General features: G+C 36.8%; 23 protein-coding genes. 20 read left to right on the top strand and 3 right to left on the bottom strand.

Annotated features, from left to right (window positions below; translation table 11 throughout):
• Window positions 1–3: 3 nt before the first annotated feature.
• From ACSSV9_RS04835 to ACSSV9_RS04765, 15 genes are all read left to right on the top strand, one after another.
• The gene (locus tag ACSSV9_RS04835; protein ID WP_437346101.1) at window positions 4–1,242 is read left to right on the top strand and encodes an ABC transporter permease; all 1,239 of its coding nucleotides are present in this window, start codon (window positions 4–6) and stop codon (window positions 1,240–1,242) included.
• Window positions 1,242–2,474, top strand: coding sequence for an ABC transporter permease (locus tag ACSSV9_RS04830; protein WP_437346100.1), 1,233 nt, complete (start codon window positions 1,242–1,244; stop codon window positions 2,472–2,474). Before ACSSV9_RS04835 ends, ACSSV9_RS04830 begins: the two co-directional genes overlap by 1 nt.
• Window positions 2,475–2,620: 146 nt before the next feature.
• On the top strand, window positions 2,621–3,454 hold the full coding sequence (gene dapF, locus ACSSV9_RS04825) for a diaminopimelate epimerase (RefSeq protein ID WP_437346099.1): 834 nt from the start codon (window positions 2,621–2,623) through the stop codon (window positions 3,452–3,454).
• 11 nt (window positions 3,455–3,465) lie between these two features.
• Window positions 3,466–3,762 (top strand): antibiotic biosynthesis monooxygenase, encoded by a 297-nt coding sequence (locus ACSSV9_RS04820; protein ID WP_437346098.1) that lies wholly within the window; start codon window positions 3,466–3,468, stop codon window positions 3,760–3,762.
• Window positions 3,763–3,783: 21 nt separating this feature from the next.
• Complete coding sequence (locus tag ACSSV9_RS04815; RefSeq protein ID WP_437346097.1) at window positions 3,784–4,827, top strand: PHP domain-containing protein; 1,044 nt, start codon at window positions 3,784–3,786, stop codon at window positions 4,825–4,827.
• A gap of 47 nt (window positions 4,828–4,874) precedes the next feature.
• Window positions 4,875–5,564, top strand: a complete 690-nt coding sequence (locus tag ACSSV9_RS04810) for a tetratricopeptide repeat protein (RefSeq protein WP_437346096.1) — start codon at window positions 4,875–4,877, stop codon at window positions 5,562–5,564.
• 50 nt (window positions 5,565–5,614) lie between these two features.
• Complete coding sequence (efp, locus tag ACSSV9_RS04805) at window positions 5,615–6,181, top strand: elongation factor P (protein ID WP_437346095.1); 567 nt, start codon at window positions 5,615–5,617, stop codon at window positions 6,179–6,181.
• Window positions 6,182–6,193: 12 nt separating this feature from the next.
• Window positions 6,194–6,652 carry an acetyl-CoA carboxylase biotin carboxyl carrier protein gene (gene accB, locus ACSSV9_RS04800; protein ID WP_437346094.1) on the top strand — a complete coding sequence of 153 codons (459 nt, stop codon included), beginning with the start codon at window positions 6,194–6,196 and terminating at the stop codon, window positions 6,650–6,652.
• 11 nt (window positions 6,653–6,663) lie between these two features.
• Complete coding sequence (gene accC / locus ACSSV9_RS04795; RefSeq protein ID WP_437346093.1) at window positions 6,664–8,016, top strand: acetyl-CoA carboxylase biotin carboxylase subunit; 1,353 nt, start codon at window positions 6,664–6,666, stop codon at window positions 8,014–8,016.
• Window positions 8,013–8,390, top strand: coding sequence for a glycine cleavage system protein GcvH (gene gcvH, locus ACSSV9_RS04790; RefSeq protein ID WP_437346092.1), 378 nt, complete (start codon window positions 8,013–8,015; stop codon window positions 8,388–8,390). Before accC ends, gcvH begins: the two co-directional genes overlap by 4 nt.
• A 6-nt stretch (window positions 8,391–8,396) precedes the next feature.
• Window positions 8,397–9,938 (top strand): glutamine-hydrolyzing GMP synthase, encoded by a 1,542-nt coding sequence (gene guaA, locus ACSSV9_RS04785; RefSeq protein WP_437346091.1) that lies wholly within the window; start codon window positions 8,397–8,399, stop codon window positions 9,936–9,938.
• Window positions 9,939–9,958: 20 nt separating this feature from the next.
• Window positions 9,959–10,642, top strand: a complete 684-nt coding sequence (gene radC, locus ACSSV9_RS04780; protein ID WP_437346090.1) for a RadC family protein — start codon at window positions 9,959–9,961, stop codon at window positions 10,640–10,642.
• Between the two features lie 91 nt (window positions 10,643–10,733).
• Window positions 10,734–11,009 (top strand): hypothetical protein, encoded by a 276-nt coding sequence (locus tag ACSSV9_RS04775; protein ID WP_437346089.1) that lies wholly within the window; start codon window positions 10,734–10,736, stop codon window positions 11,007–11,009.
• A gap of 45 nt (window positions 11,010–11,054) precedes the next feature.
• Window positions 11,055–11,750 (top strand): LysM peptidoglycan-binding domain-containing protein, encoded by a 696-nt coding sequence (locus ACSSV9_RS04770; RefSeq protein WP_437346088.1) that lies wholly within the window; start codon window positions 11,055–11,057, stop codon window positions 11,748–11,750.
• 105 nt (window positions 11,751–11,855) lie between these two features.
• Window positions 11,856–12,833: a PhoH family protein gene (locus tag ACSSV9_RS04765; RefSeq protein ID WP_437346149.1), complete on the top strand. Its 978-nt coding sequence runs from the start codon at window positions 11,856–11,858 to the stop codon at window positions 12,831–12,833.
• Window position 12,834: 1 nt separating this feature from the next.
• On the opposite strand, the gene mazG is transcribed toward ACSSV9_RS04765, so the two are convergent.
• Complete coding sequence (mazG, locus tag ACSSV9_RS04760; protein ID WP_437346087.1) at window positions 12,835–13,596, bottom strand: nucleoside triphosphate pyrophosphohydrolase; 762 nt, start codon at window positions 13,594–13,596, stop codon at window positions 12,835–12,837.
• A 96-nt stretch (window positions 13,597–13,692) separates the two neighbouring features.
• On the opposite strand from mazG, the gene ACSSV9_RS04755 reads away from it, so the two are divergent.
• The 5 genes from ACSSV9_RS04755 (at window position 13,693) to argS (ending at window position 17,387) form a co-directional block, all read left to right on the top strand.
• Entirely contained in the window at window positions 13,693–14,154 is a 462-nt protein-coding gene (locus ACSSV9_RS04755) for a RidA family protein (RefSeq protein WP_437346086.1), read from the top strand.
• Between the two features lie 97 nt (window positions 14,155–14,251).
• Window positions 14,252–14,722 carry a hypothetical protein gene (locus ACSSV9_RS04750; RefSeq protein WP_437346085.1) on the top strand — a complete coding sequence of 157 codons (471 nt, stop codon included), beginning with the start codon at window positions 14,252–14,254 and terminating at the stop codon, window positions 14,720–14,722.
• Between the two features lie 165 nt (window positions 14,723–14,887).
• Window positions 14,888–15,379, top strand: a complete 492-nt coding sequence (locus ACSSV9_RS04745; protein WP_437346084.1) for a LytR C-terminal domain-containing protein — start codon at window positions 14,888–14,890, stop codon at window positions 15,377–15,379.
• 2 nt (window positions 15,380–15,381) lie between these two features.
• On the top strand, window positions 15,382–15,762 hold the full coding sequence (rsfS, locus tag ACSSV9_RS04740) for a ribosome silencing factor (protein WP_437346083.1): 381 nt from the start codon (window positions 15,382–15,384) through the stop codon (window positions 15,760–15,762).
• On the top strand, window positions 15,759–17,387 hold the full coding sequence (gene argS / locus ACSSV9_RS04735; RefSeq protein ID WP_437346082.1) for an arginine--tRNA ligase: 1,629 nt from the start codon (window positions 15,759–15,761) through the stop codon (window positions 17,385–17,387). Before rsfS ends, argS begins: the two co-directional genes overlap by 4 nt.
• Here the strand turns inward: argS and ACSSV9_RS04730 are convergent.
• Both ACSSV9_RS04730 and ACSSV9_RS04725 read right to left on the bottom strand, forming a co-directional pair.
• Window positions 17,355–18,050, bottom strand: a complete 696-nt coding sequence (locus ACSSV9_RS04730) for a ComF family protein (RefSeq protein ID WP_437346081.1) — start codon at window positions 18,048–18,050, stop codon at window positions 17,355–17,357. The genes argS and ACSSV9_RS04730 overlap by 33 nt on opposite strands.
• 33 nt (window positions 18,051–18,083) lie before the next feature.
• On the bottom strand, window positions 18,084–20,171 hold the full coding sequence (locus ACSSV9_RS04725) for a CARDB domain-containing protein (protein ID WP_437346080.1): 2,088 nt from the start codon (window positions 20,169–20,171) through the stop codon (window positions 18,084–18,086).

The following is a 20,171-nucleotide window of genomic DNA, read 5'->3' as shown; positions in this document are numbered from 1 at the left end:
GAAATGAAAGAGTTTTTATATGAATTGAAAGAAGGCCTGTTGATTTCATTGAGAGCAATAGGTGCCAATAAAGCCCGCTCGGTATTGACTACTCTTGGGATTATAATTGGCGTTACTTCCGTTGTCTTAATGTCGACTGCTATCAATGGAATTGATAACGCATTTCAAAATGGTGTTTCGTCGCTCGGCTCGGATAATCTTTATATTGATAAATGGGAGTGGTTCAATAACGATACTCCCTGGTGGGAACTTAGAAACCGTAGAAATCTTACTATTGAAGACTACAAAAAATATAAAGAATTAGCAAAATTACCTTTAGCTACCGCACCTACAGTCTGGTCTTTTCAGAATATCAAGTATAAGGACAGAACTGTAGAATCGATAATTATTCAAGGAACAAATCACGAATACATAAAAACTACAAACCTTACGTTCAACGAAGGCAGATTTTTTAACGAACTTGAAAGTAATAGTGGCAGAAATGTTGTTGTACTTGGATCTGAAATTGCTAAAAATCTTTTCCCTAATGGTTATGCTGTTGGAGAGTATGTTAGAATAAAAGGACATAAATTCAAAGTGGTCGGTGTGCTCGATGAACAGGGAAGCTGGGTGATGGGAAACTTTAATCCCGATAAACAGGTATTTGTGCCATTGCAAAATATATACAAGTATTTTCAATCGGCAGATTTCAGAAGCATTACAATCAATGTCAGAGCTAAGAATAGTTTGATGGTAGAAGCCACAAAAGAAGAAGCAATTGGAATTATGAGGCGCGTACGAGGTTTGAAATATAATGAACCAGACGATTTCTCTATAAATCAACAGGAAGGTCTTCTCAATACAATTAATCAAACTGTTGGGGTAATTCAGATTGCTGGATTATTCATCACGGGTCTGGCGCTATTTGTCGGTGCAATTGGAATCATGAATATTATGTTTGTATCAGTCAAAGAACGAACAAAAGAAATTGGAATTAGAAAAGCAATCGGTGCAAAAAGAAGAACAATTCTCAGTCAATTTATAACAGAGGCTGCAATTATTTGTATGATTGGTGGTACAATAGGACTCATCATTGCGTTGATCTTAAGTCTGGTAGTCAATCAATTTCTCCCCACGTCGGTTCAGGTTGATACAATTATACTTGCAATAGTTATATCGATAGCTACGGGCGTTGTGTCGGGTTTTGCTCCGGCATATACAGCAGCCAAATTAGATCCAGTAGAAGCATTGAGGTATGAATAATGGAGTTCATCGAAATTATTAAAGTAGCGTTAAACTCTTTGAAAGCAAATCGACTCCGTTCAATACTTACGGTCGTCGGTATTATTGTAGGCATATTTTCAATTATTGCAATCAGCACAATAATCGAAATGTTGCAGACGAGTATAGAAAAAGGAGTTTCTCAATTGGGACAGAATACGTTCCAGATTCAAAAGTGGCCTGCAGTACAAACTGGTGGACCTGCCGAAAGAATGAAATATCGAAATCGACCGGATATAACACTCGAAGAGTATTTTCGTCTTAAAGAGAAACTAAAAGAAGCTAAATATGTGGGTGCTGAGCAGTGGCAATTCGGAAAACAATTGAAGGCGGCTAATCTTGAAACAAATCCTAATGTGCCACTTGCAGGAGTAACACCAGAAGCCTTTCCAAATAATAAATGGGAAATAGAATCTGGTCGTGCGCTTAATGAAAGAGACGTTCAAAGATATGAACGTTATATTATACTTGGACCAGATGTAGCAAAACGTCTTTTCCCTAATTCCAGCCCAATAGATCAAGAAGTTAAAGTCGACGGTCATAAGTTGCGTGTTATTGGTGTGCTGGAATCGCAGGGCGACTTTTTTGGACAGAGTCAGGATAATTTTGCAATTATGCCGATAACTACTTTTCAATCGTTTTACGGAAAACGCTCCCAGAGTATTAACATTACAGTTATGTCCCACGATAAAGAATCTTATAACAATCTAATTGAACTGGCAGAGGGTTATTTCCGACTTATTAGAAAAGTCCCGCCGGGCGAAGAAAGTGATTTTGAAATATGGTCGAACGAACAGGTATTATCGCAAATTAATGATATAACATCTGGAGTACGAATCGGCTCTATTGTTGTAGCTGCAATTGCATTGCTTGCCGCCGGGGTAGGTATTATGAATATTATGCTGGTTTCTGTAACAGAACGTACGCGTGAAATTGGTATAAGGAAAGCTATTGGTGCAAAAAAAATCAATATTCTTACTCAATTTATTTTTGAAGCGATAACACTCTCTTTATTAGGAGGAATAATTGGAATTATTTTAGGAATTGTAGCCGGCAATTTTGCAGGTTCTTTCCTCAATGCAAAAGCGGTTATTCCAGTAGATTGGGTATTAATCGGTGTCTTTTTGTGTGTGATAATCGGGGTTGTATTTGGTACCTATCCGGCCTACAAAGCGGCTAATCTTGATCCGATCGAAGCACTCAGGTATGAATAACATATTCTCGTTAATTAAATAACCGATATAATTGTTTGGACAACCATTTTTTTTGAAGTTCAATTTCGGCCAAATTTTATGCCCTTCTCAAAAAACATCTTTTTTGATTGCTTTCATTTCAATATTGAATTAAATTTGAAATCGCTATGAATCGAATTTATTTTTACAAATGTTCTGCGGCAGGAAACGATTTTGTTCTTTTTGATACTGAAATTACGCCGAATCTAAAACTTACAGAAGATTTTATACGGAAAATATGCGATCGCCGACTTGGCGTTGGGGCAGATGGTATTATTCTTATAAAAAAATCTGACAGGGCAGATTTCGAAATGAATTATTATAATGCCGATGGCTCAGGTGGTATGCTCTGCGCTAACGGGGCAAGAACCGCTCTTAAATATGCCAGTGTCGCTGGCAAAATAAGAAATGACGTGATCGTTTTCGAAGCGGGAGGAAAAAAATACAAAGGAGAAATAGTAAACGAGAGTGAAATTAAATTTTATTTTTCGGAAATAGGTGATATTAAAGAGATCGATAATTTAGAAGTGAATGGAAAAAGTATCGATGGTTACGAAATAAATACAGGAGCACGGCACCTGGTGGTAAACGTTGACGACATTACAAAGGAGATGGATTTAGATAGTTTGCCTGTAGTTAAATTAGGCAGAGAAATAAGATACTCCGAGAGGTTTAAACCGGAGGGAATTAATGTAAATTTTGTGAAATTACTAGGTCGTGAATTGAAAATAAGAACATACGAAAAAGGGGTGGAAGACGAAACACTTTCATGCGGAACTGGAAGCGCTGCAGCCGCAATTGTGGCATATAAAATTTTTAATTATAAACCACCAATTGTTTTGTATCCAAAAAGTGGCGATCGATTTGTAGTGGATTTTGTTGAAGATAAAAATAAAATCGCAGGTCTCTCATTAACCGGTCCTGCAAAAATTATTTATAAAGGTGAATTATTAAACTTATAAAGAGGAAATAAATGAGTAGAGTTATTTTTTCAATCCGTTACAGTATAATCCCTGAAAAAAGGAACGAATACCTAAACGTAGTGAAGGAATTAAAAAATCTTGTTCAGGCTGAAGGTCTGGAAAGTTATTCGGTTTACGAACAAAAAAATAAATCGAACTATTTTGAAGAAGTTTATATCTTTAATTCTGAAGAAGCCTTCGAAAATTTTGACGATAATCAGGACGAACGCATCGATCTTTTGATGACTAAATTATCCGACCTGATAAAAGAACAAACTACTCAATACACAACACTCGTCGAAGTGTAGATTAAGATAATCGAGTGTATTATGTATGAATACACGGGCGCCATCCACATCCATTCGAATTTCTCGGACGGGTCAGGAACGGTAGAAGAAATTGCATCGTTTGCAAACGAAGCTGAATTAAACTATATAATTATTACCGACCATAATACACTCCGAGCTCTCCATGAAGGATATGAAGGATGGTACGACAAAACCTTGGTGTTGGTTGGATGTGAAATTAACGATAAAGAAAACAAGAACCATCTTCTGGCATTTGGAATAAACGAAGCATATTCAACACGTCTAAGCGCAAAAGAATATGTTAAACTTGTAAAAGAAGCCGGTGGTATCGGCTTTATTGCTCATCCTCACGAAAAAAGAAATTCGATGGAAAAACATCCTCCATATCCCTGGACAGAATGGGATACAGAGGATTTTACAGGTATCGAAATTTGGAATCACATGTCAGAATGGATGGAGGGATTGACAGAAGAAAACAAGTATAATTACTTCGTTCATCCACTTCGATCTATAAGTGTTCCCCCACAAGAAACTATTGAAGTATGGGATAAACTTAATTTGAAAAGAAAAGTAGTCGGAATTGGTGGAGTAGACGCCCATGCCCATAAAGTTAATCTGCTCGGTTTTTTCGAAGTAGAAGTCTTCCCTTATAAAGTACTGTTTAAATCGATACGCACACATATTCTTACGGATGAACCCATCGAATCGTCAAAGATCCTTTCAGAAAATAAAAGTATTGTGTTGAATGCTTTGAAAGAAGGTAAATGTTTTGTATCAAATTTTTACCGGGGCGATGCTAAAGGTTTTAATTTTTTTGCTGAAAATGACGAAGACATATTTTATATGGGCGATACAGTAAAAAAAATGAACAATTTGAAACTCCATGTTGAAATACCCGGGAAGCCAGCTACGATAAAAATTATTCGAAACGGTGAAATATTTGCTAAAAAAGATGAAACTGCTGAATTATCCTTGCCCGTTGACGAAGCTGGCGTCTATAGAGCGGAAGTATTCGTCGGAAACAATGGCTGGATTTTTTCCAATCATATTAGAATTGGACTCTAATATTTACTAAATTTAACCCTCGATTTTAAAATTATTGTGAGGTTGCTGTGTTACAAAAAAAGAAAAAAATAACCAAAAAAGAGATCAAACAAGACTCATTAGTTACAACATTTTATAAGTTCACTGCTTTTTTCCAGAAAAACCAGATGAAAATTTACATCGGTGCGGCGATAGTAGCTTTGATAATTGTTGCTGTCATTCTCTATACGAACAAAAAAGAAAATGATAATCTCATGGCAGCAAGTCTATTGACAAAAGTAGTCCCACTTTATGAAGCCGCTCAGTACGAAGAGGCTATCGCTGGCAACAAAGCTCAAAATATCACAGGATTGAAAGAAATTGTTGACAGATACGATGGAACTGAACAGGGCGAAACTGCAAAAATATATTTAGCAAATAGTTATCTTTTAACCGGTAAGCTTGATGAAGCTTATGAATTGTATGACGATTACAGCGGCAACAATCCATTATTGATAGCAACTTCTCTGGCAGGAAAAGCTGCCTATTTTGAAGCGAAAGATAAATACGAAGAAGCTGCCGAATTCTATCGCAAAGCAGCTACAATTTCGGAAGAAAATCCTTCAAACCCAGAATATCTACTGAAAGCTGGAATTGCACTATTGAACATAAACCAAAAAGAGGAAGCAAAAAAATTATTCTTGAAAATTCAAGACGAATATAAAAATTACCCGCAAATAGAGGAAGTAAACAGGTATTTGGCACTTGCAGAAAATTAACTAAATTGGTAATAAACGTTAATATTAATTAACAAACGAAGGTGTGATAAATGGCAGATACATCTGATTTCAGAAACGGTCTTATAATTAAATTCAAAGGAGAACCTTACGTAATTGTTGAATTTCAGCATGTTAAACCTGGCAAAGGTGGAGCTTTTGTAAGAACAACCTTAAAAAATCTTCGAACCGGTCGTGTACTCGATAATACCTTCCGATCGGGCGAATCTGTTGAAATCGTTCGTGTTGAAAGAAGAAAATATCAATTCCTTTATAAAGAAGCAGCTGGACTTGTTTTGATGGACAATGAAACTTTCGAACAAATTACAGTTCCACAAGAATTGCTGGATGAAAAAGTTCTCTTTTTGAAAGAAGGAGAAGAAATTGAATTACTTGTTGATGACAATGAAAATATTATCTCCGCTGAAATCCCGATATTTGTTACACTTAAAGTAGTTGAAACTGAACCTGGCTTTAAGGGTGATACTGCAAACACTGCACTTAAGCCGGCTAAAGTTGAAACCGGCGCTACGATTAACGTACCTCTATTTATAAATGAAGGGGATATATTAAAAATTGATACCCGAACCGGTGAATACGTCGAACGAGTTAAAAATTAAATAAGGGCGAAAATGGACATTAACTTAGTTAAAAAGCTGATAAAAATAGTTGAGCAAAGCGAAATATCGAAAATTTCGATACAGGAAGGTGATGTTAAGATAAAGATATCGAAAAATTCCGATTCGCACGCTGAGGTAGCATTGACAAAAATTGCACCGGCTCAGCAGCCAGTTCAAGCAGCTCCTCCGGTAACCGAAAAACAACCCGCAGAAGAAACTCCCCCAAAAAATCTTCACGAAATCAGATCGCCTATTGTAGGTACATTTTACCGAGCTCCTGCTCCCGATGCCGACCCGTATGTTAAGGTTGGCGACGAAGTAAGCCCCGGTACAGTTTTGTGTATTGTTGAAGCTATGAAATTAATGAATGAGATTGAAAGTGATGTTAGTGGTAAAATTGTGAAAATTCTGGTTGAAAATGCAACACCTGTTGAATACAATCAGCCGCTCTTTTTAATCGAAACTTCGTAAAAGAGGAAAAAGTGTTTAAGAAGATCCTTATTGCAAATCGCGGTGAGATAGCCGTCCGGATTATCCGTACATGCAAAGAGATGGGAATTAAAACGGTTGCTGTTTATTCGGAAGCCGACCGCGATTCTTTACATACATACTTAGCAGACGAAGCCGTCTGTATCGGACCACCACATAGCACTAATAGCTATTTGAAAATTTCCAACATACTATCGGCAGCCGCCATAACAGGAGCCGAGGCTATTCATCCCGGCTACGGATTCCTCGCAGAGAATGCAGAGTTCAGTGAAATATGCGAGGAATCGAATATTAAATTTATCGGACCATCTCCCGATTCAATCAGAAAGATGGGCGATAAATCATTTGCCAAAGAAACCATGAAAAGCGTTGGTGTGCCTGTTGTTCCTGGCAGCAACGGTGTGGTGAAGGACATAAAATCTGCCCGTGAAATTGCCGCTCAAATTGGTTATCCAATTATGTTCAAGGCCTCAGCTGGAGGCGGTGGAAAAGGGATGAGAATCGTCTGGGAAGAAAAAGAACTCGAGAAGATGTTCCAAACTGCCAGCTCCGAAGCCGAAGCTGCTTTTGGCGTGCCCGACCTTTATATCGAAAAGTTTATCGAAAATCCACATCACGTCGAAATACAGATTATGAGCGATCGATACGGCAATGCATACCATTACGGCGAACGCGATTGCTCGATTCAACGCAGACACCAGAAACTGATTGAAGAATCCCCTTCTCCGCTTATTACTCCAGAAGTTCGACAAAAAATGTGCGAAGCAGCCCTTCTTGGCGTAAAAGCAGTCAATTACGAAGGCGCTGGCACAATTGAATTCCTCGTGGATAAATACTTAAATTTTTACTTTATCGAAATGAATACGCGGATTCAAGTAGAACACCCTGTTACAGAGATGGTAAGAAATATCGACCTGATCAAACAACAAATACTGGTTGCAGCTGGAGAGCGACTCGATAATTCACCTATGGAACCACGAGGTCATTCGATAGAATTTCGTATAAACGCCGAAGACCCAGAATACAATTTCCGACCGAGTCCCGGAAAAATTGAGTATCTTCATTTCCCGGGCGGTTTCGGCGTAAGAATCGATTCACACGTCTATAATCAGTATGTTATCCCACCATATTACGATTCACTAATTGCAAAATTGATTGTATGGGGAACCGACAGAAAACACGCTATTGCAAGGGCTAAAAGAGCATTTGAAGAATTTGCTGTCGAAGGAATTAAAACTACAATTCCTTTCCACCAGAAAATTTTAGAACATGAAGATTTTGTCAATGGTAATTTCGACACATCGTTTATAGAAAAAAACTTAAATAAATTAATGAGGATGTCATGAACGTACCAGCAGAATTATACTACACAAAAGATCATGAATGGATCAAAGTTGAAGGCAATGTGGGGATTATCGGAATAACCGATTATGCCCAGAGCGAATTGGGCGATATCGTTTTTGTCGATATCAACCCAAATATCAAAGAAGTTAAAATGTCCGAATCTTTCGGTACAATCGAGGCTGTTAAAACTGTTAGCGAACTTTATGCTCCAGTAGACGGCAAAGTAATTGAAATTAATCCCAAATTGCAGGATGAACCGCAAGTTGTTAATTCCGACCCCTATGGCGAAGGTTGGCTGATTAAAATTGAAGTCACAAATCCCGATCAGGTAAATCAACTGCTTGATGCCGAAGCTTATAAAAATCAAATTGCCTGATTTTAGATGGAGCATCATCAAAAAATAATTATACTCGACTTTGGTTCGCAGTATACGCAACTTATTGCACGTCGTATCAGGGAATCGAAAGTCTATTCTGAAATCCATCCCCATAATTACGACCTGAAAAAAATAATTGAAGAAAGACCAAAAGGAATTATTCTATCCGGTGGACCAATGAGTGTTTACGACGAAGACGCACCTGTTGTTTCAGAAGAGATTTTCGAACTCGGTATCCCAATTCTGGGAATTTGCTATGGTATGCAGCTGATAGCAAGGTATAATGGAGGAAAAGTTGAGCCTGCTTCAAACAGGGAGTACGGTAAAGCCGAGATTAACATTATTTCCGACGATCTAATTTTGAAGGATGTTGAAAATAATTCTGTTGTATGGATGAGCCACGGCGATTACATTACGGAATTGCCGAAAGGTTACAAAATTATTGCTCGTACTGAGAACTCGCCAATTTGCGCCATAAGTAACCGGCATAAAAAAATATACGGATTGCAGTTCCATCCAGAAGTAGTTCATACAAAAGAAGGTAAAAAAATAATTAACAATTTCTTGTTTGATCTCTGCGAATGCAAACCCGAATGGACGCCCGGAAATTTTATCGACAATACAATCGAAGAAGTAAAAAAGCTTGTAGGTACGAAGAAGGCAATTTGCGCATTGAGTGGAGGCGTCGATTCGTCGGTAGCTGCCGTTCTTCTACACAAAGCTTTAGGAAAAAATTTGATTAACATCCACGTCGATACCGGCCTTATGCGTAAAAACGAGTCGAATGATGTAGTGAAAATGTTTAAAGATAATTTCGATATTGAATTAGTTCATGTCAATGCATCGGAATTGTTTCTTGAAAGACTCAAAGGGGTTACTGACCCTGAAAAGAAAAGAAAAATTATTGGAAATACTTTCATAGAAGTCTTCGAAAAAGAGGCAAAAAAATTTGAAGATGTTGAATTTCTGGTGCAGGGTACACTTTACCCCGATGTTATCGAGTCGGTATCCGTAAAAGGAAAATCAGTAACCATCAAAACGCATCATAACGTTGGTGGGTTGCCCGAAAGGATGAACCTAAAATTGATCGAGCCATTCCGTGAGCTTTTCAAAGACGAAGTGCGACAGATTGGTTTACAACTCGGCATTCCTGAAATTTTTATCAAACGACACCCGTTCCCTGGACCAGGACTTGCGGTACGTGTTCTGGGCGAAATTACAAAAGAACGCCTTGAAATTCTTCGAGAAGCCGACGACATATTCATTAAAGCTCTGCATGAGGACGGCATTTACGACAACATCTGGCAGGCTTTTGCAGTGCTCTTACCTGTACAAAGTGTAGGTGTTATGGGAGATGCCCGTACGTACGAAAATGTGCTAGCTTTAAGAGCCGTTACATCGACTGACGGTATGACTGCAGATTGGTACCGCTTCGACCATCAATTCCTGGAAAAAGTATCCAATAGAATTATCAGGTCGGTTAAAGGAATCAATCGCGTTGTCTATGACATTAGTTCAAAACCTCCATCCACTATTGAGTGGGAATAAGTAAAATAGGAGATTGAAGGATGGCTAATTTAAAAGATTTGCCACCCGACGACCGCCCAAGAGAGAAACTCATCAAAAAAGGAGTACACAGTCTTTCCGATGCAGAACTACTTGCGATCCTGCTTCGCACAGGCACAAAAGGAATTAATGTTGTTGACATTGGAAGAAATCTTCTGAAGAATTTTAAGGATTTGAGTGTACTATCAATTCAGACATTCGATTCTCTGAAAAATCAACATGGTATTGGTAAGGACAAAGCCGCAACACTGCTGGCAGCTTTTGAACTCGGCAGAAGAATTGATGCAAGTCGTAGATGGCGTTCCGACAAAAAAATCGTATCTCCTGCTGATATAGCCGAATATATGATCCCATTTTTAAGAGATGAAGTAAAAGAAAAATTTTATGTGGTCTGTTTAAGCAGTTCGAATAAAATTATTAAAGAATCTCAATTAATTTCGGAAGGGGGTCTTAATTCGAGCTACGTAAATCCGAGAGAGGTGTTTAAGGTGGCGATTGAAAGCAATTCTGCCAGTATAATACTTGTTCATAATCATCCCAGCGGGAATTTAGAGCCGAGCAGTGAGGATATTCAACTGACCAGAAGAATGATAGAGGCTGGAAAGTTGCTTGATATCAAAGTTCTCGACCATTTGATAATTGCGGGGAACAATTATACAAGTTTAGTTGAAAAACGACTCGTGTAAACAATATTTTTGAAATTTTACTGAAAATTTTCCTTATATTTAACTTAGAAAATTAAGTTTCATATAACCAACAAAATGAGGAGTTAGTACTATGGTTAAAATCAAGAAAGCACTAAATGTAGGTTTAATGATAGTTCTGTTTGCATCTTTAATTGGAATTACAGCCTGCAGCGGCGTTTCCGAAGAACAGATGGCAGAACTTGAAGCTCTACGTTCAGAAGTTAAAGCCCTTGAAAAAGAAGTAAATTCATTGAAGAGTGAAAAAGCTGCGCTCGAAAAAGAAATTGCTGAAAAAAATGCAAAATTAGATGAATGCGCAAAAACAAAAGCCGAAACTAAGAAAAACCTTGAAAAGCTCGGAATGTAATTTCTTTATTAATCCAAAAGTTTAAAAATAAAATCGGAGGAATAGATGAAAATTTACAAAACTTTAATGGTAGTATTATCCGTATTACTCCTCTCTGCCACCGTTTTTGCGCAGGAAAAAGAGATGACAAAAGAGGAGTGGCAGAACGAAATTAATCGTCTGACCGAAAAGAAAGCTGCCCTTACTACTGAATTGAACAATCTTAAAAAAGAAGTGGCCGATTTAAAAGCTACAAGCGAAAAATTACAGAGCTACGACGATTGTATGAAAGAATTGTATGAAATGCTCGGTGTTACAAAGTCTGATGTCGACAATTTTGGAAAACAAGTTGCAGCATTAGAATCCAAAATTGATGCAAAAGAGTCGCCCAAAGCAGACCGTCAGGCAGAATTGGACGCTTTGAAAAAGAATAAAATTTCGGCTTTACCCCAATTTTTCGATAAAGTTCACAATCAACTTCAACGTAAACTCGATGCATGGGTAGAAGCGCCAAGTGAAATTAATTACACTGTTGTTAAAGGCGATTGCCTGTGGAACATTGCAAAGAAGAAAGAACATTACGACAATCCTTTTGCATGGCCAATGATTTATAAAGCCAATAGGGACCAGATTAAAGATCCCGACTTGATTTATCCAAAACAAGTTTTCAAGATTCCAAATTTGACTGAAGAAGAAAAAGCTAAATACGATAAGATCAGAAGAAATTACAAACCGGCTCCTCCGGCACAATCTGCTCAATAATCGGAGTCGATAAGTATAAGTGAAATTAATTTGATTTTCATAAAGCCCTTTTCATTCTTTAATGAGGAGGGCTTTTTTATTTTGTTAAAAAGGGAGGTGAATACTCTGAAAGAAAAAACATTAAAACTGGAAAATGTTGATCTGATTTCTCTCTTCGGATTTAACGATAAGAATATCAAACCAATCGAAGCGCGCTTTTCATCAGACATAATTGTCAGAGGCGATAACATTATTCTCAAAGGAAATGACGAAGAGGTCGATACAATCGAAAGAATTTTTAAAGAGATGGTTTTTGTTTTGAACACAACTGGCAAGCTGACAAGCGAGGATGTAGAAACGATTATCGACCTTACTCTTCAAGGCAAAGAAATTATTAACGAGAGCGAATACGATAATATCGTTCTGTATTCTAAAAAGGAAGCTATAAAAGCAAAAACACCGAATCAGATAAGTTATATAAAAGCCGTCAGGGAGAATGATATCTGTTTTGCAATTGGACCTGCGGGCACAGGTAAAACATATCTTGCCGTTGCATCGGCTGTAGCTTCTTTAAAAAAAGGAAGCGTGAAAAAAATTATTTTATCGCGCCCTGCAGTCGAAGCGGGCGAGAGTCTCGGATTCCTTCCTGGTGACTTTCGTGAGAAAATCGATCCGTATTTACGTCCACTTTATGACGCACTCGAAGAGATGTTGTCAGCCGAACAAATTCGTAATTATATCGAAAGAGGAGTAATCGAAATTGTCCCTCTGGCATATATGAGAGGTAGAACATTAAATAACGCATACGTTATTCTTGACGAAGCCCAAAATGCCACGACAATGCAAATGAAAATGTTTCTAACACGATTAGGTCCTAATTCAAAAGCGATTATTACTGGTGATATTACTCAGATCGATTTGCCGTCCTATTCTCAGAGTGGATTGGTACAGGTAAAAGAAATATTAAAAAATGTCGAAGGAGTTGCATTTGTATACTTCGACAAAGCAGACGTTGTGCGACATAAGCTCGTCAAAGATATTATCGATGCTTATGAAAAACATTACAGCGAGAATAACGGTAAAAGCAAAAAAAATGAAGCATGATTTATTCTTTGTTCTTGCTCTCTTCCCAGAACTTGTCCATTTCAGTTAAATTTGAATCGGTAATCGATTTACCGGACTGTTTGATTTTTTGTTCGACGTAATTGAATCTTTTGATGAATTTTTCGTTAGTAATACGGATGGCATTTTCAGGATTTATACCTAAAAATCGTGCGTAGTTAGTGATTGCAAAGAGCAAATCGCCGAGTTCTTCTTCTGTTTTTTTGATGTCGCCGGATTTTTCGGATTCCTTTAATTCCTCGATTTCTTCGAGTATTTTTTTCCAGACGTCTTCTTTATTATCCCAGTCGAATCCAACTTTAGATGCTTTTTCCTGCAAACGGTATGCACGTGCAAGACCGGGTAGATTTTTGGGTACACCTTGCAATACCGAATCTCTTCCTTCAGAAAGTTTTATTTCCTCCCAATTTTTTACCACTTCCTCAGCCCCGTTAACTTTTACTTCTCCGAAAATATGCGGATGCCGTCGAATCAATTTTTCAGTTATTGTATCGATAACGTCATTTATGTTGAATTTGCCACTTTCTTCTGCAATTGCCGAATGAAATACAATGTGTAGAAGCAAATCGCCCAATTCGGACTTCATTTCGTCAAAATTTTTTTCATCGATTGCTTCGATTAATTCGTATGTTTCTTCGATGGTTGCGCCTTTAATCGAATCGTGTGTTTGTTCTCTATCCCAGGGACATTCTTTTCGCAGGCGTTTCATAATCTCGTAGAGCTTTTCGAATTTTGAATTTGTCATTCTACTTCCTTTAATTTGGTTACGCAAAAATAAATTGAAATGTCGACGTTACCAAAAAATATCGACTTTTCGTATATTTGATAAAAAAGGAAAGAAATGATTGAAGAAAAAATTAAAGAATTAACCGGGTACGAATTACCATCCGCCGTAAAACCACTCGCCGCTTATGTACCCGCTCAAGTTACGGGTAATTTAATTTTTACGGCAGGACAGATTCCAGTAATTAATGGGAAATTGATTGCAGAGGGTAAAGTTGGTAAAGACGTTACAGTCGAAAAGGCTGTTGAATGTGCTCGTGTTGCAGCGCTAAATTGTCTTGGTGTAATTAAGAGTGAGATAGGAAGTCTGGAAAAAATAAAAAAAATAGTCAAACTCACGGTTTTTGTGAATTCTTCTGAAAATTTCATCGAGCAGCCTAAAGTTGCAAATGGCGCCTCTGAGTTATTAATTAATTTGTTCGGAGAAAAAGGCAAACATGCACGTAGTGCGGTTGGCGTCAACGAATTGCCAATTAATGCGCCAGTGGAAATCGAAATGATTGTCGAGATAACCGAATAATTGACTTGACAATTGAGGTAACAAATTTTAATATTAAGTCGTAAATTGAAACCAAACTGAATGCCGTGATGTCTAACGTCCAAAAATTGGAGCGAAAATGAAAAAATCGATAGCAATTTTATTGATTCTTGCTACTTCGACTATATTCGGACAGTTTAAAGATCAGCCCGCACCCAACATAAAAAGCGGTATTCTAAACAATTCTCAGTCGAATATTTTTGGCTTTATCAACCCGAATAATTTTAAGATGAATCATACTATCGATGTTTCTTTCAGCTCCTTTGGCTCTGCCGGCAATCTGGCGCTTACAACTTACACAAATAGTATGTTTTACCAATTTAACGATAAGTTAAATGTTTCGGCTGATATAAGTATAGTCAATTCTCCTTATAATACGTTCGGTTCCGGCTTTACCCAAAGTATTAACGGCATTTATTTGAGCAGAGCTCAATTGACATACAAACCTACCGAAAATATGTCAGTCATCCTTCAATACAGGAATGTGCCATATCCGTATTATTCACCTTTTGGGAATTATTATTCGCCATTTTACTATTACGGATACTGATAGACAACTTCCAGCATAGAAACTTTTCAAAAAAATTCCCTTCCATTGGGGTAAAAGTAGAACTGTTTTAAACGGTGAGATATGAATTATCAACTTGCTCAAAGAAATAGTTGATGATTTTTGTTATTTTTCGTTCCAAGTAAATATTCTTAAAGTAGTTAAAAATTGGAAACGAATAAAAAATTGCCCGATAAAAACGAAAATAAAGTATCTACAGTAAAAAATTTATTTTTGAATATAGCCAACTTTTTGCTAATTGCGGTTATTGTATTGATGGTCTATTCGATTTATGTGAAAATTCAGAACAGTGATAACGAATATAACTCAAACATTTTGTCAGGCGAACCTTCAGAAATAATACAGGTAGAAGTGCTGAATGGTTGTGGCATATCTGGAGTAGGCGAAAGATTTACCGATTATTTAAGAAACAATGGCTTCGACGTTGTTAATGTGGAAAATTATATTCGTTTTGATATTGACGAGACAATAGTTATAGATCGAATCGGTAATAAAGCAAATGCTTTGAAAGTGGCTAATGCTCTCGGCGTCAAGCGAGGTAATATTATTCAGCAGCTAAATGAAGATTATTTTTTAGATGTGTCGATAATTATTGGACGTGATTATTATTTATTAAAACCAACAGAAACAAAGAGGTAAAAGTGAATTCACTTACATTTTCGAAAAAAGTTGCATCCATTATTGAATCGAAAAAAGGTTACGATATTAAAATTCTCGACCTGAGAAAATTATCTGGAATAGCCGATTACTTTGTTATCTGTTCAGCTGACGCAGACAAACAGGTTAAAGCCATTGCAGACGAAGTAGACAGGAAACTTTCCGAAGAAGGAATTAAATGCTTACACCGCGAAGGATACGAAACGTTGAGATGGGTTATACTTGACTATTTTGACGTAATTGTGCACGTATTCAAATACGACGTGCGCGATTACTATGGACTCGAAAAATTGTGGGGTGACGCACCGATAATTATTCCTGCGTCTAAGGTATCTGCTACCAAAGTTAAGGAGAAGAAAAATTGAGAAATTACCTTTATTCATTATTCAGTAAAGCAGCTCAAAAGCTCGATTACCTGAAAGATGTTAATATTATTTTTACAGTGCCGCAGCAGGAAAATCACGGCGACTTTTCAACTAACATTGCGATGCTCCTTTCCAGGAAACTAAAAAGAAATCCCAGAGAAATCGCTACCGAAATTCTATCTGCACTGGAAATTGACGATAGAATAATTGAAAAAACAGAAATTGCCGGCGCAGGCTTTATTAATTTCTTTTTTACTAAAAGTTATGTAAGCAATCTTACCAAAATAATAATTGAATCGGGCGAATCATTCGGCAGGACGAATAAATACAAAGGGAAACGAGCGCAGGTCGAATTTGTTTCTGCAAATCCAACGGGACCTCTTACTGTCGGTCACGGAAGAAATGCAGTTACAGGTGATACAATTGCAAATCTGTTGACTGCAATCGGTTACAAGGTAGACCGCGAATATTATTTCAATAATGCGGGCAGACAAATGCGTGTACTGGGCGACTCTGTGCGTCTGCGATATCTGGAACTCTTAAGCGAAAAAATTGAATTTCCTGAAGACTATTACCAAGGAGAGTACATCAAAGAAATTGCTAAAAAATTACTCGATGAATACGGCGACAAATTAAAAGATGAAAGCGCAGATGGAAAATTTAAAGAAAGAGCAGAAAAAGAAATTTTTGTCGAAATCAAAGAAACACTAAAGCGTCTTAATATCACTTTCGACAATTATTTTAATGAACACAGTCTTTATGAAGAAGGAAGAATTAAAGATTTACTGGAGCAATTCAGCAAAAGGAATCTTTCTTATGAAAAAGACGGTGCAATCTGGCTAAGATTTTCTGAACTTGGAAATGAACAGGATAAAGTGATTGTCAAATCAAGCGGCGAACCTACATACAGGCTACCGGATATTGCTTACCACATTACAAAATATGAACGCGGGTATGATCTGATTGTAGACTTATTCGGTTCGGACCATAATGCTACCTATCCGGATGTAATGGCGGCATTAAAAGCTCTGGGATACGACACAGACAAAATTAAAGTTTTGATTCATCAGTTCGTTACAATTATGCAGGGTGGTGAGATTGTTAAAATGTCCACGCGCAAAGCCAATTATATTACTCTCGACGAACTTATTGATGAAGTAGGTGCTGATGTTGTAAGATATTTTTTTAATATGAGAAGTATAACGAGCCATCTGAATTTCGATATCGATCTTGCTAAAAAACAATCGGACGAAAATCCTGTCTTTTATCTGCAATACGCCCACGCGCGTATTGCATCTATATTGAGAATGGCGCAGGAAGAAGGACTCGTTATGTCGATAGAAAATCTGCATTTGCTTGAAACAGATGAAGAACAACGACTTATCAAAAAATTATATCAATATCCCGAAGAAGTGATGCTGAGCGCCGAAAATTATGAGCCCCACAGGATCTGTGTTTATCTGGAGGAACTTGCAGCACTTTTTCATAAATTTTATACTGTATGTAGAGTTATCGGAAGTTCTAAAGATTTGGCCGAAGCGCGTATCGCTCTAATTGTTGCGACTAAAACGGTTATTAAAAACGGTTTGTCATTACTGGGAGTATCGGCTCCCGATAAAATGTAAATCTGACCCTGCAACAGCTATTGATGTAGCATATACTTTATTGGCTCCTGCTTCGAGTAGAACAGATGCACATTCATTTACTGTAGAGCCCGTTGTTATGACATCATCTACAAGGAGTAAACTTTTTCCAGTTACTTTTTTGAATCGTTTTATCTTGAATGCGCCTTTTACGTTCAACATTCGCTCTGATAGCGTTAACTCAGTCTGCGATTGTGTATATCGAATTCGTTTTAGTACTTTGGAAACATTTATACCCGTCGCACTTTTAATTCCTTTTGCAATATAATATGACTGGTTGTATCCACGTTCTGCTTGCTTTGAATGATATAATGGGACCGGTACAATGCTATCGATATGCCATTCATTCATAAAAATATTTTTGTATTCTTCGCCCATAGTTTTACCAAGATAAATTCCGATTCGAAAAATTCCGTTGTATTTCAGGTTATGAATTAAGGACTGAACCGGCATTTCCTTTTCAAAGAGATATAGAGTTCTGTAATCGCTCAAAGATTCAATTTTATTAAGAGATGATAAAGGAATGCTTATTCTATGAAGTGAATTATTGCATTCTTTGCATAGATACTTTTCGTTGTCGTTCAGTTTTATTTTACAATGCAAGCAAAATCTCGGAAGCAAAAAATCGATAAAATCGATTAACATCAATTTGCCCTCGTGTAACTTTGCAAATAAATCTTATAGCATTCCGATTCTTTTACGCAAAAACCATTCGATTGTAAATAAAAATATCAGTAAAAAAATGATTGTGTAATTCGACTTTAATTCGATATTGTTTGTAAGAATTTTTTCACTTTTGCGACTCTCGATCGACTTTTCGAGTTCGTCAATCAAGTTCGCAACGTTTTCGGGGGAATAATACTTACCATTAGAATTATATGCAATTCTTTTGAGCAATTCTGTATTCATTAAAGTTGTAATTTTTTCCGGGTTGGCATTGATTACTGAGAATTGTCCGGAATCAGATAATGTAATATTATCATATTCTGCATCTGCAGTAAATTTATAATCACCGGCACTGAGTCCTGAAATCCTTGCTGTATAAATACCATTTTTAACGGGGATGAACTGTAGTTCCGATTTGAGTTCGCCCAATTTAATTTCCATTCTGATACTTGCGTTATTCACAGGAGTAAATGTTGGATCGTATACTTCGGCAGTGAATTCAATTTCTTCAACTGCGGCGAACAATTCTTTTTGTGGAAATATTTTGAAAAGTTTTTTCTTATTGTCAGCTGTAAGCCATTTGACGAGTTTATTAAAAAATTCAGGAAGTAAAAGATTTGATCTTTCTGCTATTGTGAGATGCCATCTCCATATACCTTCAGCAAGAAAAAAGGCACACTTCCTGTTTCCAGTAGAACTGGTTATAAAAAAAGGAACAGATTTATTATTGAGCGAATATGCAAGATGCGTTTCCGTATTTTGTGAAAAACGATATCTGTTACCGTTTGAAATCAACGGCGGTAAAGAATGAAGTTCTTTTTCGTTAAAGAAAAATGAATTGTTGATTAATGTGTTTATCTCAAGTATGTCAGAGTTAATTTTATCTACTGTTAACGGCATTATCTCCTTGTACTTATCTAAAAATGAAAGTTCTGTATTTGTAGTAATAAATTGCAAAAATGGGACATTCTTTTTATTTATTGTTTCATAGATCCGTTCAACGAACTTTTCAGGAGTTGATTTTAGCGGGAAGTCAATCAAAATGAAAAGTTCACTACTGTCTATTCTGGAGATGTTCTCCGAACCGTAAATTTTTTGAGGAGAAATAAATACAATTTTTTTTGTATTAAAATTCTGATTGCTACTTAAGATCAGATTTATAGCAGTAAAGTCAGATGAAGGTTTGCCAGCTATCAAAAAAATCTTTGTCTTGTTTTTAAGAACGTCGATGAAAACAGTTTTAGTATTATTGTTTTTATTGAACTCGTTCTTTTCTGGATATACATTAACCGTAATTTTGTGTTTGCCAGGAGTGGCAGGAGTGAAATTGAATTTAATTCTATTTATTCCTGAATGATCCAGTTCAATTTGTTTACGAGAAATCAGAATATTATCGAGGTAAAAATCAATAGTTTTCGATGTGCCGGCGGTAAGGTTATTACGGACAACAACTTCTGCTTCAGTTTCAGTTCCAGCATAAATGATTTTGTTATAGTAAATATTTTCGATATAAATATCAGGATGTAATATAGAATCTCCAACGCCCACGGTAAATAATGGCACGGCTTCGGAATTGATGTTGTCGTTGCCCGTGGTTATTATTCCATCGCTTATAATTACGGACGCGGAGGTCGAATCAAAGTCGAGGTTTGAATTGATAGGAGTGAAATTAGTTGAATATTCAGAAAAGTTGATCGACTCGAGTGAATCTGGATTCAATGGTTTAACACTTTCTCCAAATGTGTAGAGTTTTACAGAATGTCCAAATTTGTCCGCAATCTCTTCTACTATTTCCCGTACTTTTTTAACGTTTGCAACGCTATCTGGCATCACCATCGAATTGGAATTATCAACAAATACTTTAATTGGCGGCGTGTCAATTTTTCGATAAGTAACTTTAATTATCGGATCGATTAAAAGAATAACGAGAAAAATGAAAATAATACTCCTGATTGATGCCAGAAAAAATCTGATAAATTTACTCGTTGGTGGTAGCGTGTACTTGTATGCATAAAATGCAAATATTATCAGAAGGAAAAGAACAATCAAAACAATAAGAGGTTCGAAGTCGAAAGTGATATCAATGCTTTTTATGTCCAT

The organism is Melioribacter sulfuriphilus, from assembly GCF_051488685.1.
GTDB lineage: Bacteria > Bacteroidota > Ignavibacteria > Ignavibacteriales > Melioribacteraceae > Melioribacter.
Note: the sequence above shows the minus strand (reverse complement) of the source record. Positions and strands in the feature narration are given on the sequence as shown.

Excerpts from the sequence above, each read along its gene's own strand:
- ACSSV9_RS04835 (WP_437346101.1), top strand. The coding sequence starts at position 4 with ATGAAAGAGTTTTTATATGAATTGAAAGAAGGCCTGTTGATTTCATTG.
- ACSSV9_RS04830 (WP_437346100.1), top strand. The coding sequence starts at position 1,242 with ATGGAGTTCATCGAAATTATTAAAGTAGCGTTAAACTCTTTGAAAGCA.
- dapF (WP_437346099.1), top strand. The coding sequence starts at position 2,621 with ATGAATCGAATTTATTTTTACAAATGTTCTGCGGCAGGAAACGATTTT.
- ACSSV9_RS04820 (WP_437346098.1), top strand. The coding sequence starts at position 3,466 with ATGAGTAGAGTTATTTTTTCAATCCGTTACAGTATAATCCCTGAAAAA.
- ACSSV9_RS04815 (WP_437346097.1), top strand. The coding sequence starts at position 3,784 with ATGTATGAATACACGGGCGCCATCCACATCCATTCGAATTTCTCGGAC.
- efp (WP_437346095.1), top strand. The coding sequence starts at position 5,615 with ATGGCAGATACATCTGATTTCAGAAACGGTCTTATAATTAAATTCAAA.
- accB (WP_437346094.1), top strand. The coding sequence starts at position 6,194 with ATGGACATTAACTTAGTTAAAAAGCTGATAAAAATAGTTGAGCAAAGC.
- gcvH (WP_437346092.1), top strand. The coding sequence starts at position 8,013 with ATGAACGTACCAGCAGAATTATACTACACAAAAGATCATGAATGGATC.
- guaA (WP_437346091.1), top strand. The coding sequence starts at position 8,397 with ATGGAGCATCATCAAAAAATAATTATACTCGACTTTGGTTCGCAGTAT.
- radC (WP_437346090.1), top strand. The coding sequence starts at position 9,959 with ATGGCTAATTTAAAAGATTTGCCACCCGACGACCGCCCAAGAGAGAAA.
- ACSSV9_RS04775 (WP_437346089.1), top strand. The coding sequence starts at position 10,734 with ATGGTTAAAATCAAGAAAGCACTAAATGTAGGTTTAATGATAGTTCTG.
- ACSSV9_RS04770 (WP_437346088.1), top strand. The coding sequence starts at position 11,055 with ATGAAAATTTACAAAACTTTAATGGTAGTATTATCCGTATTACTCCTC.
- mazG (WP_437346087.1), bottom strand. The coding sequence starts at position 13,596 with ATGACAAATTCAAAATTCGAAAAGCTCTACGAGATTATGAAACGCCTG.
- ACSSV9_RS04755 (WP_437346086.1), top strand. The coding sequence starts at position 13,693 with ATGATTGAAGAAAAAATTAAAGAATTAACCGGGTACGAATTACCATCC.
- ACSSV9_RS04750 (WP_437346085.1), top strand. The coding sequence starts at position 14,252 with ATGAAAAAATCGATAGCAATTTTATTGATTCTTGCTACTTCGACTATA.
- ACSSV9_RS04730 (WP_437346081.1), bottom strand. The coding sequence starts at position 18,050 with ATGTTAATCGATTTTATCGATTTTTTGCTTCCGAGATTTTGCTTGCAT.
- ACSSV9_RS04725 (WP_437346080.1), bottom strand. The coding sequence starts at position 20,171 with ATGGACATAAAAAGCATTGATATCACTTTCGACTTCGAACCTCTTATT.